Genomic DNA, 18725 nt, shown 5'->3' on the forward strand with positions numbered 1-18725 from the left:
GTGGCTATTGACGTCAGCTCGCCGGAGGAGTTGCGTGTGTCGGCAGATGGGGGTGTTCCTAGCGAACCGGAGGCGCGACATGCGCGGACAGACTCGGTTGGTCGGATTCACGGTCGCTGCGACGGTCGCGGGCTACCTGGCCGCTGTCGTCCCCGCCGCCTCGGCGTCGCCCGCCGTCGGTGTACCAGGCACGCTCAGCCACTTCGACCTGGCGCGCAAGGACTGTCTCGGCACGGCCCCCGACTCGACCTCCAAGATCTGGTACACGGTGGCGGGTGGGGTCCTGTCCGACGTCTACGCCCCGACCATCGACACGACCAACGTCGAGACCATGCAGTACCTGGTCACGGACGGCGCCTCGTTCACCGACCTGCAGACGCGCGACATGACGTACGCGGTGAGCGCCGACGCCACCGGCATGATCTGCACCGTCACGTCGACCGCGAAGTCCGGCGCCTACCGACTCACCACCACCTACTCGACCGATCCGGCCCGCTCGAGCGTGGTCGTGCACAGCCGGTACACGCCGCTGAAGCCGGCGGCTGCCTCCTACCGGCTCTACGTGCGCCTGGACGCGACGGTGGCCGGTAACGGCGGCGGTGGCGCGGGCAACGGCGGGGCCGACAACGCCGTCGTCGACACGACCACCGGATCCGCCGTACCGGTCTCCTACGACACCGTGACCACGACCAGCGCCGCAAACCGCGACTACGCGGTGCCCAGCTTCCTGGCACTGCGGGCCGACCGCCCGTTCGGTGCGGTGAGCAGCGGCTTCGTCGGGACGCCGAGCGACGGCCTCACGCAGCTCGACTCAGCCCACGCCCTCACGCCCACCGACACGGCGATGGGCGGCAACGTCGAGCAGACGGCCGCCGTCTCGCGCGGGAAGCACGGCGACTTCACGCTCGCCCTCGGGTTCGGCACGACGCAGGCAGCGGCGGTGTCGACGGCGGGAGCGACGGTCCGGACCCCGGTGGGAGCCCTGAGGGGCAGGTACGCCGCCGGGTGGCGCTCGTACGACGCCAGGCTGCGCCGGCCCTCGTCGCACCTGCCTGGCCTCAGCCGGGCCCAGCAGGAAGCGGCGGTCCGGCAGTACTACCTGTCCGCCAACGTGGTGAAGGCCAGTGAGGACAAGACGTTCCCGGGCGCGATCGTCGCGTCGCTGGCGTCGCCGTGGGGGCAGGCCGTCTCGGCGGGGGACCCGGCGAACACCTACTTCGGCTCCTACCGCGAGGTGTTCTCGCGCGACCTCTACGAAGCCTGGACGGCCCTGCTCACCGACGGGGACCTCGCGACCGCTCAGGCGGCCACCCGGTTCCTGCTCGAACGCCAGCAGCTCCCCGACGGCTCGCTGCCGCGGAACTCGCTGGTCAACGGCAAGACGGCGCCGGACTCGTTCAACACGCAGCTCGACGAAGTGGCCTACCCGCTGCTGATGGTGCTGCAGTCGGGCCTCGCCAAGGACACGAAGCTGTGGCCGCACGTCCAGGCCGCGGCCGACTACGTCATCGCCCACGGACCGTCGTTCGGCCCGGAGCGCTGGGAGGAGCAGAGCGGATACTCGCCCTCGACGATCGCCGCCGAGATCGCGGGGCTGGTCGCCGCGGCCAGGATCGCGAGGAAGCACCACTCTCCGGCGGACGCCCGGGTGTGGCTCGCGACGGCCGACCGGTACCAGCGGTCGGTCAAGGGCTGGGCGGTGACCACGAACGGTCCGCTGTCGAGCCGGCCGTACTTCATCAGGCTCTCCAAGACCGGCGACCCCAACGCCGCGATCAGCTACAACGTCGGCAACGGCGGTCCGACGCTGGACCAGCGGGCCGTCATCGACGCCGGGTTCCTGGAGCTCGTCCGGCTGGGCGAGCTGTCGGCCACGGACCCGGATGTCGCGAACTCGCTGACCGTGGTCGACAGGACCATCAGGAACCAGACGAACAGCGGCGTCGGCTGGCTCCGCTACAACGGTGACGGCTACGGCGACTGCCACGTCCTGCCGGATCACACCTGCCCGACCGAGGGCCGCCCGTGGGCGCCCTCCAACCAGGGCACCGGGCACATCTGGCCCGTGCTCTCGGCCGAACGTGGTGAGCAGGACCTGGCCACCGGCCGGAGCAGCGACGCGGCCCGGCTCCTGGCGGCCATCGACGCCATGTCGTCCGGCGTCGGCCTCGTGCCGGAGCAGGTCTGGGACGCCCCCGACGTCGCGGCGTCGCCGTACGGCACCGACCCGACACAGGCCTCCATCGGCTTCGTCAACGGCAAGCCGGACGGCTCGGCCGCCCCGCTCACCTGGGGCGCCGCCGCACAGGTGCGGCTCGTCGCCGACCTGACCGCACGCCGAGTGCTGGAGCAGCCGGCAGCGACGGTCGACCGCTACCTCAGGCACACCCAGAAGGCCACGACCCTGACCGTCACGTCGCCTCCCGACCAGACCGCGGCGACCGACCCGATCCACGTCGTCGGTACGGCGGTGCCCGGTGCTGTCGTCGACGTCGCTGACGTGGCCGGCACCACGACCCACGCCACGGCCACCGTCGGCGCGAGCGGGGCCTTCAGCTTCGACATCCCCGCACAGGCCGGCGACAACGTCCTCGTCGTCACCAGCACAGCACCGGACGGCGGGACGGCACAGGCGGTCCGCACGGTCGTCAACGACGTCGTCGAGGGGACGCTGCTGCTCGACACCAACGACCCGACGGGCGACGACAACGGACCGGGCAACTACGCCTACCCGACAGCGGGGGACTTCCACGCCGGCGCCTACGACATGACCGACTTCCAGGTCTACGACACCGGCCCGACCGTGACGTTCCGCGTGCAGACGCGGGACCTCACGCCGACCTTCGGGAGCCCTCTCGGCGCGCAGCTCGTCGACGTCTACGTCCACCAACCCGGCGCCTCAGCGACGTCGACCGCCGCCTCGTTCCCGCAACGCAACTACACGATCGCCTCGAGTGACGCGTGGAGCCGGCTGATCGAGGTGCAGGGCTTCGGCCAGCGGTTCGTCGACGCGTCCAACACCAACACCGTGGGCTCGGTGACGATCAGCGCGAACCGGATCTCCCGCTACATCACGTTCTCGGTGCCGAAGGCGGCGCTCGGTGGTTCGCCTGCGTCAGGTTGGGCGTTCACGGTCGTGCTGACCGGCCAGGACGGGTTCAGCCCCGACCAGGCCCGCGGCTTCCAGCGCACGCCACAGGACTATCAGTTCGGCGTCTGCGCGACCATCAGCAGCGACCCGCACTGCACCGTCGATCCCTCGACGGTGCCGAAGGCCATGGATGTCCTCACGCCGTCCGGCGTCTCCCAGGCCGACGAGCTGGACTACACGCTGCACACCCCGGTCGTGTTGAGGGGCGTCGCGATCCCCTAGCCGGAGCGTCGGGCGAGCGTCGCCCGCGCCCTGGTCTCGATGCGCTTGACTGGCGGCATGTCGACCGACGCGTGGCAGATCGATCTGCTCGACCTCGATGGCTACCTGAAGCGGCTGGGCGTTCCGGCGCGGGATCCGGGCCGGTCAGCGCTCGCCGAGCTGCACGAGGCGCACGTGCGCGCGTTCACCTTCGACAACATCGACGTGCTGCTCGGCCAGCATCCGGGCGTCTCGCTCCGCGACGTCCAGGAGAAGTTCGTCGGTCGTGGGCGAGGCGGCTACTGCTTCGAGCACAGCACGATCTTCGCCGCCGCGTTGGAGCGTCTCGGCTACGAGGTCAGGAGGCATCTCGGGCGGGTCGGAGACCCCGACGCGGGCACCCAGCAGGGTCGCACGCACATGGTGGTCGAGGTGGTGCTGGACGACCGGCGTCTCTTGTGCGACCCCGGATTCGGGATGAGCCTGCTTCGACCGATCCCGATCGCCGACGGCGCCGAGGACGACTACCTGACCGGGTGGCGCCACCGGGTCCGCCGGACGGATGCCGGGGCCTGGGTCCTGGATCGGATGCGCGAGCAGGGTTGGGAGGTCGCCCACACGACCGACGAGCTCGAGGTGAAGCCGGTCGACGTCGTGATGGGGCATCACTACACGAGCACCTATCCCGGCTCGCACTTCACCACCGGCCTCATGGTCGCCAAGCACCTTCCCGGCCGGCACGTCACCGTCACCCACGAGTCGCTCACGATCCGCACGCCCGGCCGTCCGACCGAGCACCGGCCCCTGCGCCGCGGCGAGATCGACGAATGGCTCTCGACCCTCGAGGTCCCTCTGTCCCCGGACGAGCACGCCCGGCTGCTCGAGAAGGTGGACACGCTGAGGGCGTCGTAGCGGGCTCAGCCGGCGTCGGCCTCATCGACGATCTCGGCCTCGACCGCCTCGTCGAAGGCGAGGGTGAGGTCGAGCTCGGGCCGCTCCACGTCGGCGAGCGCCGCGAAGTCACCGGCGGTGAGGGAGCGCGGCGCCTCCTCGATCTCGTGCGGCGGGGCGATCACCGAGACCGGGTCGGCGGCGTTGAGCTTGCGGGCCGCGGGCAGCACCGACCGCTCGAGGGAGCCGGTGAACGCGTTGTAGTCCTTGACGCTGCGCTCGATGGAGCGGCCCAGCTTGTCGACGTGGTCGGCGAGCTTCACGATCCGGCGGTAGAGCACCTGCCCCATCTCGAAGAGCGCCTGGGCGTCTTCGGTGAGGGCCTCCTGCTTCCAGGTGAAGGCGACCGTCTTGAGCATGCTCCACAGGTTCGTCGGGGTCGCTAGCACGATGCCCTGCCGGAACGCGTGCTCCATCAGCGACGGGTCCACCTCGAGCGCGGCGTTGAGCAGCTGCTCGTTGGGGATGAACGCGACCGTGAACTCCGGGCTGACCGGGAGGCCGGTCCAGTAGCCCTTGCGGGCCAGCACGTCCACGTGGCCGCGGACCTTCTTGGCGTGGTCGTCGAGCAGGCGCTGCCGCGTCTCTGGCTCGAGACCCTCGCGCTGGGCGTCCATGAACGAGTTGTAGGGGACCTTGGCGTCGATGGCCATCTGCTTGCCGCCGGGCAGGTTGATGACCATGTCGGGACGCCGGTCGCCGGAGTCGGCCTCGACCGAGTGCTGCAGCTCGAAGTCGATACGGTTGAGCAGGCCGGCGGTCTCGACGAGGGTCCGCAGCTGGGTCTCGCCCCAGGCGCCGCGGACGGAGTTGTTCTTGAGCACCGAGGCGAGCGTGTCCGCGGCCTTGCGGGACTCCTCGACGGAGCGCTGGGTGTGCCGGATCTGGGCCGCGAGCTCGGTGTGCTGCTCGACGCGCGCCTTCTCGAGGGAGTCGACCTTGGTCTGCATGCTTCGCAGGTGCTCCACCACCGGCGTCAGCGTCTTGAGCACCTGGGCCTGGCCGGCCTCGCCCTTCTCCCGCTCGGCCTGCGCCCGACGCTGTGCCTCGAGCGACTCGCGGTGCTGCAGGCGCGCCGCCTCGAGCGCCTCCTGCAGACCGGCCACCTGGGCGACGGCGGCCGAGAGGCGCTGCTCGACGTCGGCGCGGTCGGTGGCTGCCTGCTGCTGGAGCTGAGCGACGACCGCGTCCTGGCGGGCGGTGAACATCGCATGGGCGTGCGCCTCGGCGGCGGCGGCCCGCTCCGTCTCCCGGCGGACGGCATCGTCCAGCGCGACACGGGCGGCGTCGGACTCGGCCGACCGGAGCCGCTCGAACCGCTGCTGCAGGAGCGTCCGCGCAGCCAGCCCGCCGAGGAGCAGGCCGAGCAGGACGCCGAGGACGACGAGACCGAGTGTTGCCATGTCGCGCAGTCTTTCAGCGGGGTCCGACAGTCAGGCGTCCGACACGCGAGCGCCTGGCGTGGGGGAGCCCACCTCGGGCCCGAGGTCCTGGGTGCCGACGACGCCGAGCAGGGCCAGCCGCTCGGCCGCCTCGGACGCGGGCTCGGCGGTGTAGATCATGATGCGCAGGTCGCTGCCGGCGACGGTGACCACGTCGCAGTCCAGGGTGATCGGCCCGACGACCGGGTGGTCGATGGTCTTGACCGACGACGTGTGCTCGCCGACGACGCCCGAGTCCCACAGGTTCGCGAAGCGCGGGCTGGCGGTGCGCAGGTCCGCGACCAGCTGCCTCAGCCGTGGGTCGTCGGGGTAGCGGGCCGCCGTACGCCGCAGGTCGCCGACCGTGGCCGCCTCGGTCGCCGCCACCACGTCGGGGTCGTGGCGCACGCGGCTTCCTGTGGTGACGAACGTCCGCCACGCGCCGTTGCGGGCGCGACCCTCCCGTTCACCCATCAGCGCGACGTACGCCGGGTTGGCGATGAGCAGCGTCCACATCGCGTCGGAGACGGCGACCGGCGTGCCGGCGAGCCGGTCGAGCAGCCGGTGGACCCCCGGCGGGACGAAGCCGGGGACCAGCCCGCGGCCGGGCGGGGCGAGACCGGCGATCGCGTACAGATGGGCGCGCTCGGCGGCGGTGAGCCGAAGACCGCGGGCCAGGGCGTCGACGACCTGGTCGGACGGGTTGCGGGCACGGCCCTGCTCGAGCCGGGTGAGGTAGTCGACGGAGATGCCGGCCAGGCCCGCCAGCTCCTCGCGGCGCAGCCCGGGCGCCCGCCGACGGTCACCCGACGGTAGGCCGGCCGACTGCGGGGCGACACGGTCACGCCACCGTCGTACCGTCTCGCCGAACTCCGTCCCAGGCATGGCTCCCACTCTGCCTCACGACCGCCGTGCGTGGGTGGCCCTCGCAGTCCCATGAAGCGCAGGGCGCTGGCTGGGGCGGTCCGCCCGGCGCACCGTGGAAGACATGACCACGACACTCATCACCGGAGCGAACAAGGGTCTCGGCTTCGAGACCGCACGACAGCTGGCCGAGGCCGGCCACACCGTCTACGTCGCAGCGCGCGACGAGGGGCGTGGCCGGGCGGCCGCCGAGCGGATCGGGGCCCGCTTCGTGCAGCTCGACGTCACCGACGACGCGTCCGTCGACGCCGCCGCCAAGGCCGTCGAGGCCGACGGCGGCCTCGACGTCCTGGTCAACAACGCCGGGATCGAGGAACGCGGGCCCGGCAACGCGGTCATCGGCGCCGCCGACGTGACCGCAGACCTCATGCGGGCGACGTTCGAGACCAACGTCTTCGGTCTCGTCCGGGTGACGCACGCGTTCCTCCCGCTGCTCGAGCGCTCCGCCGCCCCGGTGATCGTCAACGTGAGCAGCGGCCTCGGCTCGCTCGCGGCGATGAGCGATCCGGCCACCCCGGCGTTCGCCTACCCCGGCGTCGCCTATCCCGCGTCGAAGACGGCGGTGAACGCCGTGACCGTACAGCTGGTCAAGGCCTTCCCACGCTTCCGCATCAACCTCGTCGAGCCCGGCTTCACGCGGACCGACCTCAACGGCAACACCGGCGTGCAGACCGTGACGGAGGGCGCCGCCGTCATCGTGCGGATGGCGCAGGTCGGGCCTGACGGCCCGACCGGCACCTACACCTCCGTGCACGGCCCGCTGGCGTGGTAGGCCCGCGGTAGGTCAGGCCGGGAACGCCGCCTTCACCGCCAGCTGCCGCCGCAGCGCGTCGGCCGCGTCGGTGAGCCGGCGGCGGAGCGGGCCGTCCAGCTCGGGATCATCCGCCAGGGCCAGCGCCTTGGCGAGGGTGTCCTCGGAGATCGACGTCGCCGGGAAGAACGCCTCGGCGGCATCGGCGAGGACCCAGCCGCTGCGGACCTTCGCGGTCGCGGGGAGCTCGACGAAGTAGCGGTCGACGTAGGGCCGGGTGAGCTCCTCCTGGCCGGCCCGCCACAAACCGGCACCGGCGGCGACCACGTCGTAGTTGGGCAGGTCGGTCTCGCCGGTGAACACCGACCACGCGTACTCCTTCGCGGTGGCGTCGGGCAGCGAGCAGAGCGCACGGGTCAGCTCGACCCGCGCCTCGGCGGAGGGGGCGGCGTCGAAGGCGGCGGTCAGCTCGGGGCGGTCGATCGCGCCGAGCGAGGCGAGGCGGACGAGCACGCGCCAGCGCAGGTCGCGGTCGACCTCGATGCCGGCCGGGGGCGCGGTGAGGAAGCCGCGCAGCTCGGCCGGGTCGGCCGAGGTCGCCACGGCGGCACGGAAGCCGGCCAGCTGCCACTCCGAGCCCTCGGGCAGCGTCGCGAGCTTGCCGAGGACCGCGTCGTGCAGGCGCTCGACGGAGCCCTCCGGCGCGAGGGGCAGCACGCGGCTGTAGAGCCACACCCGGGTGCGGCGCGTGTGGTCCTCGGTGTCCTCGACGGGGAAGCTGGCGACCGCGATGTCGATGACGTCGGCCGGTGAGACAGCCGCGTTCTGGAACGCGTTGCGCAGCCCGTTCCACACGCCGGCGCGCAGGTGGCCGTCCTCGATCGCGGGCAGCAGGGAGGGGAGGGCAGCGATGGTCGCCGGGTCGGGAATGGTCACCGCCCAGGTGTCGTCGTACGGGTCGAGCAGGACGGCGTCGCCCTCCGGGGCGTACGCCGTCTCGGGACCGTCGACCTGGACCGTCTCGGTCCGCCACGACCCGCCGGAGGCGACCGCGACCCGGAAGCTGTGCGAGCGGTCCGCCGGGTGGTCGGCGGGCGGGGTGCGCCGCAGGACGCCGGCCGCGCGGTCGAGCTCGAGGCGGTCCGGCCCGGCTGTGAGCAGCCACGCGCCGGCGAAGCCGGCGAGGTCGCCGGCACCGGCGCGCTCCCACGCGTCCACCAGGTCGTGGAGCGTCGCGTTGCCGAACCGGTGCCGGGTGAAGTGGTCGACGACCCCGCGGAAGAACACGTCGTCGCCGACCGAGGAGCTGAGCTGGCGCAGGATCGCCGAGCCCTTCGTGTAGGAGATGCCGTCGAAGTCCTGGAGCGCGGAGACGGCGTCGGTGGCACCGTTGCCGGCGACCGGGTGCGTGGACGGGCCCTGGTCGGCGACGAGCCCCCACTGGCGGCGCGCGTAGGACATGTCCGCCCAGGTGTCGGCGTACTCGGTGACGTCGGCGGTGACCCGGTTGCCGAGGTACTCCGCGAACGACTCGTTGAGCCACAGGTCGTCCCACCACACGGGCGTCACGAGGTTGCCGAACCACTGGTGGGCCATCTCGTGGGCGATCGTCGTGGCCCGCTGGATGCGCAGGCCGCGGGTGACGCGCGAGGTGAAGACGAGCGGGTCCCGGAACGTCACGCAGCCGGGGTTCTCCATGGCGCCCGCGTTGAACTCCGGGACGAAGGCCTGGTGGTACTTGCCGAACGCGTAGCGGATGCCGAAGAGCCGGTGGAACTCGTCGAACGACTGCCGGGTGACCGTGAGGATCTCGTCGGCGTCCTTGTCGAGGTCGGCGGCGATGCTCGCCCGGGCGGACAGGCCCAGCGGGATGCCGTCGTGGACGTCCTCGATGAGGTGGTAAGGGCCGGCCACGACGGTCACGAAGTACGTCGACAGGGGAGCCGACTCCTCGAACTCCCACCGGCCGGGCTCGACCTGCGCGCCGGCCGCGTTGGCGAACACGTGCCAGTCCGTGGGGGCGGTGACGTGCAGGGTGTAGGGCGCCTTCAGGTCCGGCTGGTCGAAGCAGGCGAAGACCGACGGGGCGGCGTCCATGAAGGACATGCCGTAGACGTAGTGGCGGCCGTCGGCGGGGTCGACGCTGCGGTGGAGCCCCTCGCCGTCGTTGCGGAAGCGCATGGTGGCGTCCACGACGAGCTCGTTCTCGCCGGCGACGGTGTCGAGCGGGAGGCGACCGCGGTCGAGCAGGTCGACGTCGATCGGGCTGCCGTTGAGGTGGATCGACGCGACGGCCGCCGGCTTGAGGTCGGCGAACGTGGCGCCGCCGCGGCTGGTGAACCGCACACGGGTCACCGACCGGAAGGTGGTGTCCTCCGCGGCCAGGTCGAGGGTGACGTCGTAGGAGGTGACGTCGAGGAGGGCGCGACGGGCCTCCGCCTCGGCGCGCTGGAGAGACAGGTGGGGGCTCACGGCGCCCAGCCTAGAGTCGGCTCGGTGGAGCGCCGCGAGCCCCCAACACAGTCGAGGCTCGGGTGAGGCCTCGTCAGCCCTGCTGGCCCAGGGCGAACTCGATCCTGCCCTCGTTGTCGACGCGGGCGTCGAGGACCTTGTCGTCCAGCAGGTCGGCCGTCGGGCCGTCCAGGTAGACGTTGGCTCCCTCGTTCGAGACGACCTGGTCACCCGGCTGCGCCTCGTCGGCGGCCGTCACGGCGAAGGGTGCCTCCGCGCTGCCGTCGGAGGTGATCCGAAGACCGGCCGTGTCCGGCTGCGGCGACTGGGTCGCGATGTTGCGGACGATGTTCGTCGCGTTGTCGGTCAGGGTGAGCATGCTTGAACTCCATCCATTGACGTCAGGACCATGACCCAGTGCCCCGATGCGCTCAGTGCACACATGCGATCCTTCGACCATGACCGATGCCACACCTGACCTCCGCTCCGTCGACCTCGAGAAGGTCGGCGAGCATCGATTCAAGGCCGTCAACGCCCGCGGCGGCGTCCTGACGCTCGGCCACGGCGACGACCCGGACTTCACGCCGGTCGAGGCGCTCCTGGCGGCGCTCGCCGGCTGCAGCGCGATCGACGTCGACTTCATCACCGGCAAGCGGGCGCCGTTCGAGACGTTCGCCGCCCGCGCGGAGGGCCAGAAGGTGCGCGACGGCGGCGGCAACCACCTGGTCGGGCTGACCGTGACGTTCGACGTGACCTTCCCGGCCGGCGAGGCCGGCGACGCGGCGCGCGAGGTGCTCGAGTCGGCCATCCAGCGCAGCCAGGACCGGCTCTGCACGGTCGGACGCACCATCACCCTGGGAGACGACGTGCGCTACCGGACCGGCTCCCTCGGCTGACCCCCGGCGACCTCAGCCGACGGTCACCTTGGTGAACTTCACCGGCGTGTTCGGGGCGCCGGTGCCGTCGGGGTTGCTGCCGTTGCTGCCCTTGGCCGCGACCGACTCCAGCGTCTTCACCGTGTCCGGCGCGATGGTCCCGAAGACCGTGTAGGCGGGGTCGAGGCCGATGTCGCCGAACACCATGAAGAACTGCGAGCCGTTGGTGTCCGCGCCGGCGTTGGCCATGGCGAGCGTCCCCGGGCCGTACTTCTCCGCACCGGTCAGCTCGTCGGCGTAGCTGTAGCCCGGACCGCCGGAGCCGGCCTGGGCGAGGTTGTCCGGGTCGGTCGCCGTCGGGTCACCGCACTGGAGCATCGGGAAGCTCTGCGGGTCGCCGATCCGGTGGCAGTAGATCCCCTCGTAGAACCCCTGGTCGGCGAGCGAGACGAAGGAGTTCACCGTGCACGGCGTCTTGTCGGCGTCGAGGGTCAGCTTGAGGTCACCCACGCTCGAGCTGATCGTGACCGGCACCTTGCCGGTCTTGGTCGGCGAGCTGGGCGGCAGCTTGACGTCGCTGCCGGAGCCGTCGGACTCGTAGTCGCACGTCTTGCCGCCGGCGCTCCCCGCCGAGGGCGAGGACCCGCTCCCGCCCGCGTCCTTCGCGGCGTCGTCGGAGCCGCCGCAGGCAGCCAGGGTCGTGCCGGCGGTCAGCAGGGCGACGGCGATCAGGGAGCGCTTCAGCATGGCCTGCATCGTAGGTCCCCGCCTGTGGGCACCCTCCACGGGCTACCGGGGCGAGCCGGCCTGCCGCCCGCGGGTGGGCAGCACGAGCGCGGACGGGTAGGCGGCCGAGGAGTGCAACGTCAGCGCCGTGAGCACACCAGGGAGCTGCGGCAACGTGGGCGCCAGGTGGGGTACGTCGAACGCCTGGACGGACAGCCGCAGCCGGTGTCCCGGCTGCAGGGCGGCCCCGGTCGGGAAGACCTCGACGTCGACCGGCACCACCTGGCCCGGCTTCGCGAGGGAGACCGACGCCTGCGTGAAGGGGTGGTAGGGCTGCAGGACCTTGCCGTCGAGGTAGCGGGTGCGGTCGGTGTCGAGCGACCGCATCGAGATGACCTGCCAGCCGCCGGTGAGCCGCCTGACCGAGCCGTCCGGCGCCACGTCGCTGACGCCCACCGACAGCATGCCGTCGCCGGTGTTGCTCGAGACGTAGAGCCGGGCGTCGATGGGGCCGAGGACGGGCAGCGTCTGAGTGAGCGGCGAGGTCTCGAAGAGCGTCGACGACGTGTCGTTGACGCGGTTGTCCTCGAAGCAGGCGCCGTTGAGGAGCTCGAGCTCGGAGAGCAGACCGGCGGTCCACTGGTCGGACGAGCGTGAGCAGAGGCCGCTGACCGGGACGGGGAGGACCGTCGACCGCCCCGCCGTCGTCGGCGCCGTGCCGAGCGTGCCGGGACGCCCGGGTGCGGCGGAGCCGGCCAGCGGCAACGAGGTGGCCCGGACGTCGGCGGGGTCGACCCACCGGTTCGCCGTACGCCAGGCGCCGGTGCCCTGCTCGTAGTAGGTGATGGGGGCGAAGTCCCGAGGGTCGTCGAGGCGGGGATCGGGGACGCCCTTGACCCAGTGGTCGAACCAGCGCAGCTGCAGCTCCTGGAGGCTGCCGTGGCCGGCCTCGGCGAGTCCGTCGCCGGCTGACGCCTGCAGGTGGTTCCACGGGCCGGTGACCATCCGCACCGGCACGCCGTGCTGCTGGAGCCGCTCGAAGAGGAGCGGAGTGCCGCGCTGGAACAGGTCGTACTCGCCGGAGACGAGGAACGTCGGCACCTGCACCTCGTCGACGACGTTGATCGGCGAGCGCTGTGCGTAGAAGTCGCCGTCATAGGCCTGGTCCTGACCGCCGAGGGCGTTGAGCAGCATGGGGGCGGTGAAGCTGCCGATCGCGCCGAGGTGCTGGGCCAGCGCGGTCAGCCCTGACCGCGGGTCGCCGGCGGTGACGGCGGGCGGGATCACCCCGGTGCCGGTCACCAGGCCCATCCACAGCGGGATGAAGCCGACGTCGACCTGGCCTCCGCTGGCCACCACGTCCCGGTAGACGTCGGCGGCCGGGACCTGCGGGAAGATCGCCTTGAGGCCCTTCGGGTGGCTGGCGGCGGCGAAGATCTGGTCGATGCCCATGTAGGACGGCCCCGACATCGCTGTCGAGCCGTTGCTCCAGGGCTGCTCCACCGCCCAGGTGACCACCTCGCCCGAGTCGGTGTCCTCGCGGGTGCAGAACGCGCACCACGTGCCCTCGGAGGAGCCCGTGCCGCGGGCGTCGACGGTGAGCTGCGCATAGCCGCGCTCGACCAGGTAGGTCGGGTCGCTTCCGGCGAGGCCGCCGCCCGCCGCCTGGGCCGACTTGTTGTACGCCGTGATGGTGACGACCACCGGCCAGCGACCCGGCACCGCGGCTCCGTCGGCGTCCGCCGGCAGGGTCAGGTCGCCGCGCAGGACCGTGCCGTCCGACATCGGGATCGCGAGGTCGCGCTGCGTCACGGTCCCGGGATAGTCAGCCGGTCGTGGCGACCAGACGGCTGCCGTGGCCGGCGGAGCGGGCACGGCGAGGAACACCGCCAGGAGCGGGGCGAGGAGAGCGATCACGGGGAGGAGGGTCGGGCGTCGCAGCACCATGCCGTGACCAACGCCACAGCGGACCGGAGGTTACTCGCCGGTCACAAGTTCGAGCCGGATTCCTCTTGCTCTGGACCGCGCTCCAAGTTCTACGGTCGAGTCATGGACGCCGGCATTCACTACTTCACCTTCACGCACCCCGACTGGGAGAACCGGCTGACCGAGCGCCTGACGGCGACGGCCCAAGCCGCCGACGAGGGCGGGGTCAGCCTGCTCACCGTGATGGACCACTACTTCCAGATGATCCCGGTGGGCGGCCCGTTCGAGCCCATGCTCGAGGGCTACACGACCCTCGGCTACCTCGCCGGGATCACCACCAACGTCAACCTGGGTCTGCTCGTCACCGGCGTCACCTACCGCCACCCAGGTCTGCTCGCGAAGATCGCGACGACGGTCGACGTACTCTCTGGCGGCCGGGCGTGGCTGGGCATCGGTGCCGCCTGGTACGACCGCGAGCACGAGGGCCTCGGCGTCCCGTTCCCGTCGACCGCGGAGCGCTTCGAGCGGCTCGAGGAGGCGCTCCAGATCGTCAACCAGATGTGGTCGGACGACGACGGGGCCTACGACGGGAAGCACTACCACCTCAAGGAGACGATCAACCTCCCGCAGCCGCCGCGCGGACGGCTGCCGATCCTCATCGGCGGAGGGGGAGAGCGCAAGACCCTCCGGCTGGTGGCGCAGTACGGCGACGCCTGCCACCTGTTCGTCCGCGAGGGCCTGGACCAGATCCAGCACAAGCTCGACGTCCTCAAGCGGCACTGCGACGACGTCGGCCGCGACTACCACGAGATCCGCAAGACGATCGGGGGCGGCGGGGGGCCGAGCTCGCCGGTCGACGACCCCGACGCCTTCCTCTCCGAGATGGAGCGCTACGCCGCGCTCGGCGTCAGCCTCGTCACCGTCTCGCCGCCCAAGGGTGGCGACCCGCAGGCGTGGACCGAGCAGTTCACCGGCTCGGTGCTCCCACGGCTGCGCGAGATCGAGCCGGCCGCAGGCGCCTGAAGACGTCTCGGGCGGGTACTTGCGGCTCATGCACCCCACTGCTCACAGCGTCCCCACCCCTCACCGCCCCCCTCGCCGGCCCGCTCGGGCGCTGGTCGGCGCCACCGTCGCTGCCGCCGTCGCGGCCGTCGCGCTGGTCTCGGCGCCAGCCGGCCCTGCCGCCGCGCGGGAGGCCAGCGGCAAGGCGGTCACCCATCAGACGGTGGCCGCGCGCACGGCAGTGCACTACAGCGACGGCCGGCCGCGCAACGCCCGGCTGTCCATCCCGGCCATCGGCATCCACCGGCTCCGGGTCATCGCGTACCGCGGCAAGACCGATGACGGTCCTGGCACGAAGATCCAGGACCGGGGCATCGCGGCCAGCCCCTTCGGCCGCGAGGGTGGCACGGGGCCCGGCGGGCTCGGCAACTACCAGGTGACCGCCCACCGGACGGCCCACGGCGGCGTCTTCCGACGTACGCCGTCGCTGCACCGCGGCGCCAAGCTGCTCGTCGACAGCGGCCGGTGGCGCTACGTCTACCGCGTCAGGACGACGCGATGGGTGTCGTTCCGCTCGGCGTCGTCCCTGCGCGCGCAGCGCGCGGCGGTGCCCGGCAAGCCCGGGGCCGTGCCCGATCGCGGCTACATCACCATCTCCACGTGCGCCACGCCGGAGGACCACGCCCACGGCAACTACTGGACCGACCGCTACGGCAACCCGGAGCACCGCATCGACAAGATCGGCGTCCTCGTGAAGCGGGTGCAGAACCCGTTCTGGCACCGCAAGCGCCGCTGACCCTCGACCGGAGGTCGGTCGGGCACTGGCTACTCTCGCGCCCGTGGACCTTCGTTTCGAGATCGACGACCTGACCAGGCCGGCGGTCGTCGCACTCCTCGAGGAGCACCTCGGCGACATGTACGCCGTCTCGCCGGCCGAGTCCGTGCACGCGCTCGACCTGGACGGGCTGCGGTCGCCCGGGCTGACGTTCTGGTCGGCGTGGGACGGCGACGCCCTGGCCGGCTGCGGAGCGCTCAAGGACCACGGCGGCGGCTCCTTCGAGCTGAAGTCGATGCGGACCGCGACCGGCGGTCGGGGCAGGGGAGTGGGGTCAGCGGTGCTGGGCTTCCTCCTGGGCCAGGCGCGCTCCCAGGGCGGCCGCCGGGTGCTCCTCGAGACCGGTGCGGAGGACTACTTCGCGCCGGCCCGGCGGCTCTACGCCCGGCACGGGTTCGTGGTGCGCGGACCGTTCGCCGACTACGCCGACGACCCCCACAGCGTCTACATGGAGCTGGCGCTGTGAGGCGAGTGGGAGAGTGGCGCCCGTGACCGCCACCTACCTCGCCCCCGACGGCGAGCCGCGCTGCACGTGGAGCGGCTCGGCCCCCGACTTCCTCGCCTACCACGACACCGAGTGGGGATTCCCGGTCGCCGACGACCGCCGCCTGTTCGAGAAGGTCAGCCTGGAGGGATTCCAGTCGGGTCTGAGCTGGCGGACGATCCTGGCCAAGCGGGAGAACTTCCGCGCCGCGTTCCACGGGTTCGACTTCGAGCAGGTGGCGTCGTTCACGGAGGCGGACGTCGAGCGTCTGCTGCAGGACGCCGGGATCATCCGTCACCGCGGCAAGATCGAGGCGGTCATCAACAACGCAGGGCGGGCCCTCGACCTCGTCGAGCGGGAAGGGTCGATCGCCGCCTACGTCTGGCGCTACGAGGACCCGGAGCCCGACCGGGTGCCCGAGTTCCGTGCCACGTCCCCGGCGTCGGTCGCCATGTCGCGCGACCTCAAGAAGCGTGGCTGGCGCTTCGTCGGGCCGACGACGGCCTACGCGTTCATGCAGGCGATGGGCCTCGTCAACGACCACGACGCCGGATGCGTGGTCCGCGAGCGCGTGGCCAAGGCACGGGCGGCGTTCGAGCCGCCGGCCTGATCCGGCTCAGCGCGGGTTGGGAACCCGCCGCACCCGCAGGAAGTCGCTCATCGACCAGCGCTTCAGGATCTCGCGCTGGGGGAGGCGCGCCACGTTCAGCACCTCGGCCTTGTCGACGAAGGTCGGGTCGCTGACGTCGTACGTCGTGCCCTTCCACCGCATCGTGCCGCCGCCCGCAGCGCGGAGGTTGCGGACCCAGTCGGTCTCGCGACCCCACGGCAGCCCGACGTAGAAGACACCGGCGGCGGGGATCACGGCGACAGGCGTCGTGTAGGTCTTGCCGGACCTGCGTCCGGCGTGCTGCACCACCGCCCACACCGGCATGGCTCGGGTACCGGCCAGCCGGATCGCGACGCTGTTGAACGCACGGACCGCGCGCTCGGTGGGCAGTCTCATCGTGGTCATGGATCCACCGTCCGCCGGGACCCCACGGTTGTCCAGACCCTGCACGGCGGGCGCGGGTTCCGGCATGATGGCCCGAGCCGGTTCACGGGGCCGTGGGGGATCGCGAAGGAGGGGCTGATGTTGAGGTTCGACTCTGCGGCCGCGTCCCACGTCGGGCTGGTCCGCAGCGGCAACGAGGACGCCGGGTTCGCCGCCCCCTACCTGCAGCTCGTCGCCGACGGTGTCGGCGGGTCGGCCGCCGGCGAGGTCGCCTCCGCGACGACGGCGTACGTCGTCAGTGCGCTCGTCGCCGCCAGCCCGGGCGCCGATCCCCAGCGGGTCCTGCGCGGTGCGGTCCTGGAGGCGCACCGGCAGCTGAGCGCGGGCGTGCGGCGCTCGCCGGAGTGGTCAGGCATGGCGACGACGCTCACGGCCGTCGTCGCACACGAGGACCGGTTCCACCTGGTCCACGTGGGGGACTCGCGCGCCTACCTGCTGCGGGCCGGCGGGCTCACCCAGCTGACCGACGACCACACCCTCGTGCAGTCCCTCGTCGACGACGGGAGCCTGTCCGAGGACGAGGCCGAGGAGTTCCCGTACCGCTCCGTCGTCCTGCGCTCGATCAACGGCGAGGCGCCGGTCGAGCCGGACATCTCCCAGCTGGACCTACGCGTCGGCGACCGGCTGCTGCTCTGCAGCGACGGCCTCTCCGACCTGGTGTCGGACGAGGCGATCGCGGCCGCGCTCGAGGTGCCGGACCGCGACGACGCCGCGGCGGCGCTGGTCGACGCCGCGCTCGCCGCAGGGGGTCGCGACAACGTCACCTGCCTGGTGGCGGACGTCGTCGACGGCCCGCGGATCTCGCGCGACGGCCGGGTCGTGGGAGCGCTGGCGGACCCGCACCTCGTCGTCGACCCCGGGGCCGTGAAGGTGCCGCACTCGGTCTGACGATGCCCGTCGTCAGGCTGCGGCTCGCGCCAGGCCGAGGTGCACGGCGAACCACGTGAGCAGTCCGGCAGTGCTCCACCGCACCCCGCGCTCGGCCCGCGGGCTGCGGTGGAGCCAGCGGGCGACCTGGGCGGCGAGCAGGACCCACGTGGCGTTGACGAGGGTCGCCACGGCGATCTGCACCAGTCCCAGCTCGACCAGCTGGACCGTCGTCGGGCCCGAGCCGGCACGGACGAACTGGGGGAGCAGGGCGCCGTACATGAGCGCGATCTTGGGGTTGAGCAGGCAGGTCGTGATGCCCATGACGTAGAGGCGTCGCGGCGAGTGGTGCGGCATCGTCAGGTCGGGCGAGAACGCGTTCTTGGTCCTGCGCACCATGCCCCAGGCGAGCCACAGCAGGTAGGCGGCACCGAGGAGCTTGACCGTCCAGAACAGCTCCGGGACGGCGACGAAGACGAGCGAGAGTCCGGCGGCCGTGGCGAGCACGTAGAGCGCGAAGCCGGTGACCACGCCGCTCAGCGACATCATCCCGGCCGCACGACCCTGGGTGAGGGAGCGGGAGACCAGGTACATCATGTTCGGACCGGGCGTCATCACCATGCCGAACGCGACGGCCGCGACACCGACGACAGCGCTGAGCGAGACCATGCGCCGATCCTCCCCGGCCGCGCGGGAGACGTCGCGGCATTTGTCGCATCGTGGACCCGTTCGATAAGTACCCTTGCGGTTACGTAACTAAGTCGGTACATTACCTGCCATGGATGCGGTGTTGCAGGCGCTGGCGGACGGAAGCCGGCGCACGGTGCTCGAGATGCTGCGCGACCACCCGGCCACGGCCGGCGAGATCGCTCAGGCTCTGCCCATCGCGCGGCCAGGCGTGTCGCGGCACCTGAGGGTGCTGCGAGAGGCCGGACTGGTCGACGTACGCCAGGACGCGCAGCGGCGGATCTACAGCCTTCGCCCGGAAGCGCTCATCGAGGTGGACGAGTGGCTGGGGGAGTACCGCGCGCTCTGGCAGAACCGGCTCGACGCCCTGCACACCGAGGTGGCGAGAGGGAAGAAGGTCAGGGAATGAGAACGATCGG

Annotated in this window: 18 protein-coding genes; 10 read left to right on the forward strand and 8 right to left on the reverse strand. The window is 71.9% G+C overall.

The genetic code is table 11. The features are described from left to right. Positions 1–79: 79 nt before the first annotated feature. A complete protein-coding gene (locus tag QDS12_RS15800; protein ID WP_279880619.1) occupies positions 80–3373 on the forward strand; it encodes a glucodextranase DOMON-like domain-containing protein in 3294 nt (1097 codons plus the stop codon). Positions 3374–3430: 57 nt separating this feature from the next. Beyond that, the gene (locus QDS12_RS15805) at positions 3431–4264 is read left to right on the forward strand and encodes an arylamine N-acetyltransferase (RefSeq protein WP_279880621.1); all 834 of its coding nucleotides are present in this window, start codon (positions 3431–3433) and stop codon (positions 4262–4264) included. A 5-nt stretch (positions 4265–4269) separates the two neighbouring features. Here the strand turns inward: QDS12_RS15805 and rmuC are convergent, their stop codons facing one another. Both rmuC and QDS12_RS15815 read right to left on the reverse strand, forming a co-directional pair. Then, positions 4270–5706, reverse strand: coding sequence for a DNA recombination protein RmuC (gene rmuC / locus QDS12_RS15810; protein WP_279880622.1), 1437 nt, complete (start codon positions 5704–5706; stop codon positions 4270–4272). Positions 5707–5736: 30 nt separating this feature from the next. Beyond that, positions 5737–6609, reverse strand: a complete 873-nt coding sequence (locus tag QDS12_RS15815; RefSeq protein WP_279880625.1) for a helix-turn-helix transcriptional regulator — start codon at positions 6607–6609, stop codon at positions 5737–5739. Positions 6610–6712: 103 nt separating this feature from the next. On the opposite strand from QDS12_RS15815, the gene QDS12_RS15820 reads away from it, so the two are divergent. After that, on the forward strand, positions 6713–7420 hold the full coding sequence (locus tag QDS12_RS15820; RefSeq protein ID WP_279880627.1) for an SDR family NAD(P)-dependent oxidoreductase: 708 nt from the start codon (positions 6713–6715) through the stop codon (positions 7418–7420). 12 nt (positions 7421–7432) lie between these two features. On the opposite strand, the gene pepN is transcribed toward QDS12_RS15820, so the two are convergent. Together pepN and QDS12_RS15830 are read right to left on the reverse strand one after the other, a co-directional pair. Continuing rightward, positions 7433–9871 carry an aminopeptidase N gene (pepN, locus tag QDS12_RS15825; RefSeq protein ID WP_279880629.1) on the reverse strand — a complete coding sequence of 813 codons (2439 nt, stop codon included), beginning with the start codon at positions 9869–9871 and terminating at the stop codon, positions 7433–7435. A 73-nt stretch (positions 9872–9944) separates the two neighbouring features. Next, entirely contained in the window at positions 9945–10229 is a 285-nt protein-coding gene (locus tag QDS12_RS15830) for a Fe-S cluster assembly protein HesB (protein WP_279880631.1), read from the reverse strand. 79 nt (positions 10230–10308) lie between these two features. On the opposite strand from QDS12_RS15830, the gene QDS12_RS15835 reads away from it, so the two are divergent. Next, positions 10309–10746, forward strand: a complete 438-nt coding sequence (locus tag QDS12_RS15835) for an OsmC family protein (protein WP_279880633.1) — start codon at positions 10309–10311, stop codon at positions 10744–10746. Between the two features lie 12 nt (positions 10747–10758). Here the strand turns inward: QDS12_RS15835 and QDS12_RS15840 are convergent, their stop codons facing one another. Continuing rightward, entirely contained in the window at positions 10759–11472 is a 714-nt protein-coding gene (locus QDS12_RS15840) for a peptidylprolyl isomerase (RefSeq protein ID WP_279880635.1), read from the reverse strand. 42 nt (positions 11473–11514) lie between these two features. Continuing rightward, positions 11515–13368, reverse strand: a complete 1854-nt coding sequence (locus QDS12_RS15845) for a CocE/NonD family hydrolase (protein ID WP_279880638.1) — start codon at positions 13366–13368, stop codon at positions 11515–11517. 132 nt (positions 13369–13500) lie between these two features. On the opposite strand from QDS12_RS15845, the gene QDS12_RS15850 reads away from it, so the two are divergent. Genes QDS12_RS15850 through QDS12_RS15865 form a run of 4 tightly spaced genes read left to right on the forward strand, consistent with a single transcriptional unit; the run spans position 13501 to position 16308 of the window. Beyond that, entirely contained in the window at positions 13501–14400 is a 900-nt protein-coding gene (locus QDS12_RS15850) for an LLM class F420-dependent oxidoreductase (RefSeq protein ID WP_279880639.1), read from the forward strand. Between the two features lie 28 nt (positions 14401–14428). Further along, positions 14429–15175 carry a sortase gene (locus QDS12_RS15855; protein ID WP_279880640.1) on the forward strand — a complete coding sequence of 249 codons (747 nt, stop codon included), beginning with the start codon at positions 14429–14431 and terminating at the stop codon, positions 15173–15175. 43 nt (positions 15176–15218) lie between these two features. After that, positions 15219–15680 (forward strand): GNAT family N-acetyltransferase, encoded by a 462-nt coding sequence (locus QDS12_RS15860; protein ID WP_279880642.1) that lies wholly within the window; start codon positions 15219–15221, stop codon positions 15678–15680. 22 nt (positions 15681–15702) lie between these two features. Continuing rightward, on the forward strand, positions 15703–16308 hold the full coding sequence (locus QDS12_RS15865) for a DNA-3-methyladenine glycosylase I (RefSeq protein WP_279880644.1): 606 nt from the start codon (positions 15703–15705) through the stop codon (positions 16306–16308). Positions 16309–16314: 6 nt separating this feature from the next. On the opposite strand, the gene QDS12_RS15870 is transcribed toward QDS12_RS15865, so the two are convergent. After that, positions 16315–16713 (reverse strand): nitroreductase family deazaflavin-dependent oxidoreductase, encoded by a 399-nt coding sequence (locus QDS12_RS15870; RefSeq protein WP_279880645.1) that lies wholly within the window; start codon positions 16711–16713, stop codon positions 16315–16317. Positions 16714–16830: 117 nt separating this feature from the next. Here QDS12_RS15870 and QDS12_RS15875 point away from each other — a divergent pair, with 117 nt between their 5' ends. After that, positions 16831–17640 (forward strand): protein phosphatase 2C domain-containing protein, encoded by an 810-nt coding sequence (locus QDS12_RS15875; RefSeq protein WP_279880647.1) that lies wholly within the window; start codon positions 16831–16833, stop codon positions 17638–17640. Between the two features lie 12 nt (positions 17641–17652). Here QDS12_RS15875 and QDS12_RS15880 read toward each other — a convergent pair whose 3' ends face one another. Continuing rightward, entirely contained in the window at positions 17653–18288 is a 636-nt protein-coding gene (locus QDS12_RS15880) for a LysE family translocator (protein WP_279880649.1), read from the reverse strand. Positions 18289–18397: 109 nt separating this feature from the next. Between QDS12_RS15880 and QDS12_RS15885 the strand changes: the two genes are divergently transcribed. Continuing rightward, the gene (locus tag QDS12_RS15885; protein WP_279880651.1) at positions 18398–18715 is read left to right on the forward strand and encodes a metalloregulator ArsR/SmtB family transcription factor; all 318 of its coding nucleotides are present in this window, start codon (positions 18398–18400) and stop codon (positions 18713–18715) included. Positions 18716–18725 lie beyond the last annotated feature (10 nt).

Source organism: Nocardioides sp. CER19, from assembly GCF_029846275.1.
Lineage (GTDB): Bacteria > Actinomycetota > Actinomycetes > Propionibacteriales > Nocardioidaceae > Nocardioides.

Excerpts from the sequence above, each read along its gene's own strand:
- QDS12_RS15820 (WP_279880627.1), top strand. The coding sequence starts at position 6,713 with ATGACCACGACACTCATCACCGGAGCGAACAAGGGTCTCGGCTTCGAG.
- QDS12_RS15815 (WP_279880625.1), bottom strand. The coding sequence starts at position 6,609 with ATGCCTGGGACGGAGTTCGGCGAGACGGTACGACGGTGGCGTGACCGT.
- QDS12_RS15800 (WP_279880619.1), top strand. The coding sequence starts at position 80 with ATGCGCGGACAGACTCGGTTGGTCGGATTCACGGTCGCTGCGACGGTC.
- QDS12_RS15850 (WP_279880639.1), top strand. The coding sequence starts at position 13,501 with ATGGACGCCGGCATTCACTACTTCACCTTCACGCACCCCGACTGGGAG.
- QDS12_RS15855 (WP_279880640.1), top strand. The coding sequence starts at position 14,429 with ATGCACCCCACTGCTCACAGCGTCCCCACCCCTCACCGCCCCCCTCGC.
- QDS12_RS15870 (WP_279880645.1), bottom strand. The coding sequence starts at position 16,713 with ATGACCACGATGAGACTGCCCACCGAGCGCGCGGTCCGTGCGTTCAAC.
- rmuC (WP_279880622.1), bottom strand. The coding sequence starts at position 5,706 with ATGGCAACACTCGGTCTCGTCGTCCTCGGCGTCCTGCTCGGCCTGCTC.
- QDS12_RS15830 (WP_279880631.1), bottom strand. The coding sequence starts at position 10,229 with ATGCTCACCCTGACCGACAACGCGACGAACATCGTCCGCAACATCGCG.
- QDS12_RS15805 (WP_279880621.1), top strand. The coding sequence starts at position 3,431 with ATGTCGACCGACGCGTGGCAGATCGATCTGCTCGACCTCGATGGCTAC.
- QDS12_RS15880 (WP_279880649.1), bottom strand. The coding sequence starts at position 18,288 with ATGGTCTCGCTCAGCGCTGTCGTCGGTGTCGCGGCCGTCGCGTTCGGC.
- QDS12_RS15885 (WP_279880651.1), top strand. The coding sequence starts at position 18,398 with ATGGATGCGGTGTTGCAGGCGCTGGCGGACGGAAGCCGGCGCACGGTG.
- QDS12_RS15875 (WP_279880647.1), top strand. The coding sequence starts at position 16,831 with ATGTTGAGGTTCGACTCTGCGGCCGCGTCCCACGTCGGGCTGGTCCGC.
- QDS12_RS15840 (WP_279880635.1), bottom strand. The coding sequence starts at position 11,472 with ATGCTGAAGCGCTCCCTGATCGCCGTCGCCCTGCTGACCGCCGGCACG.
- QDS12_RS15835 (WP_279880633.1), top strand. The coding sequence starts at position 10,309 with ATGACCGATGCCACACCTGACCTCCGCTCCGTCGACCTCGAGAAGGTC.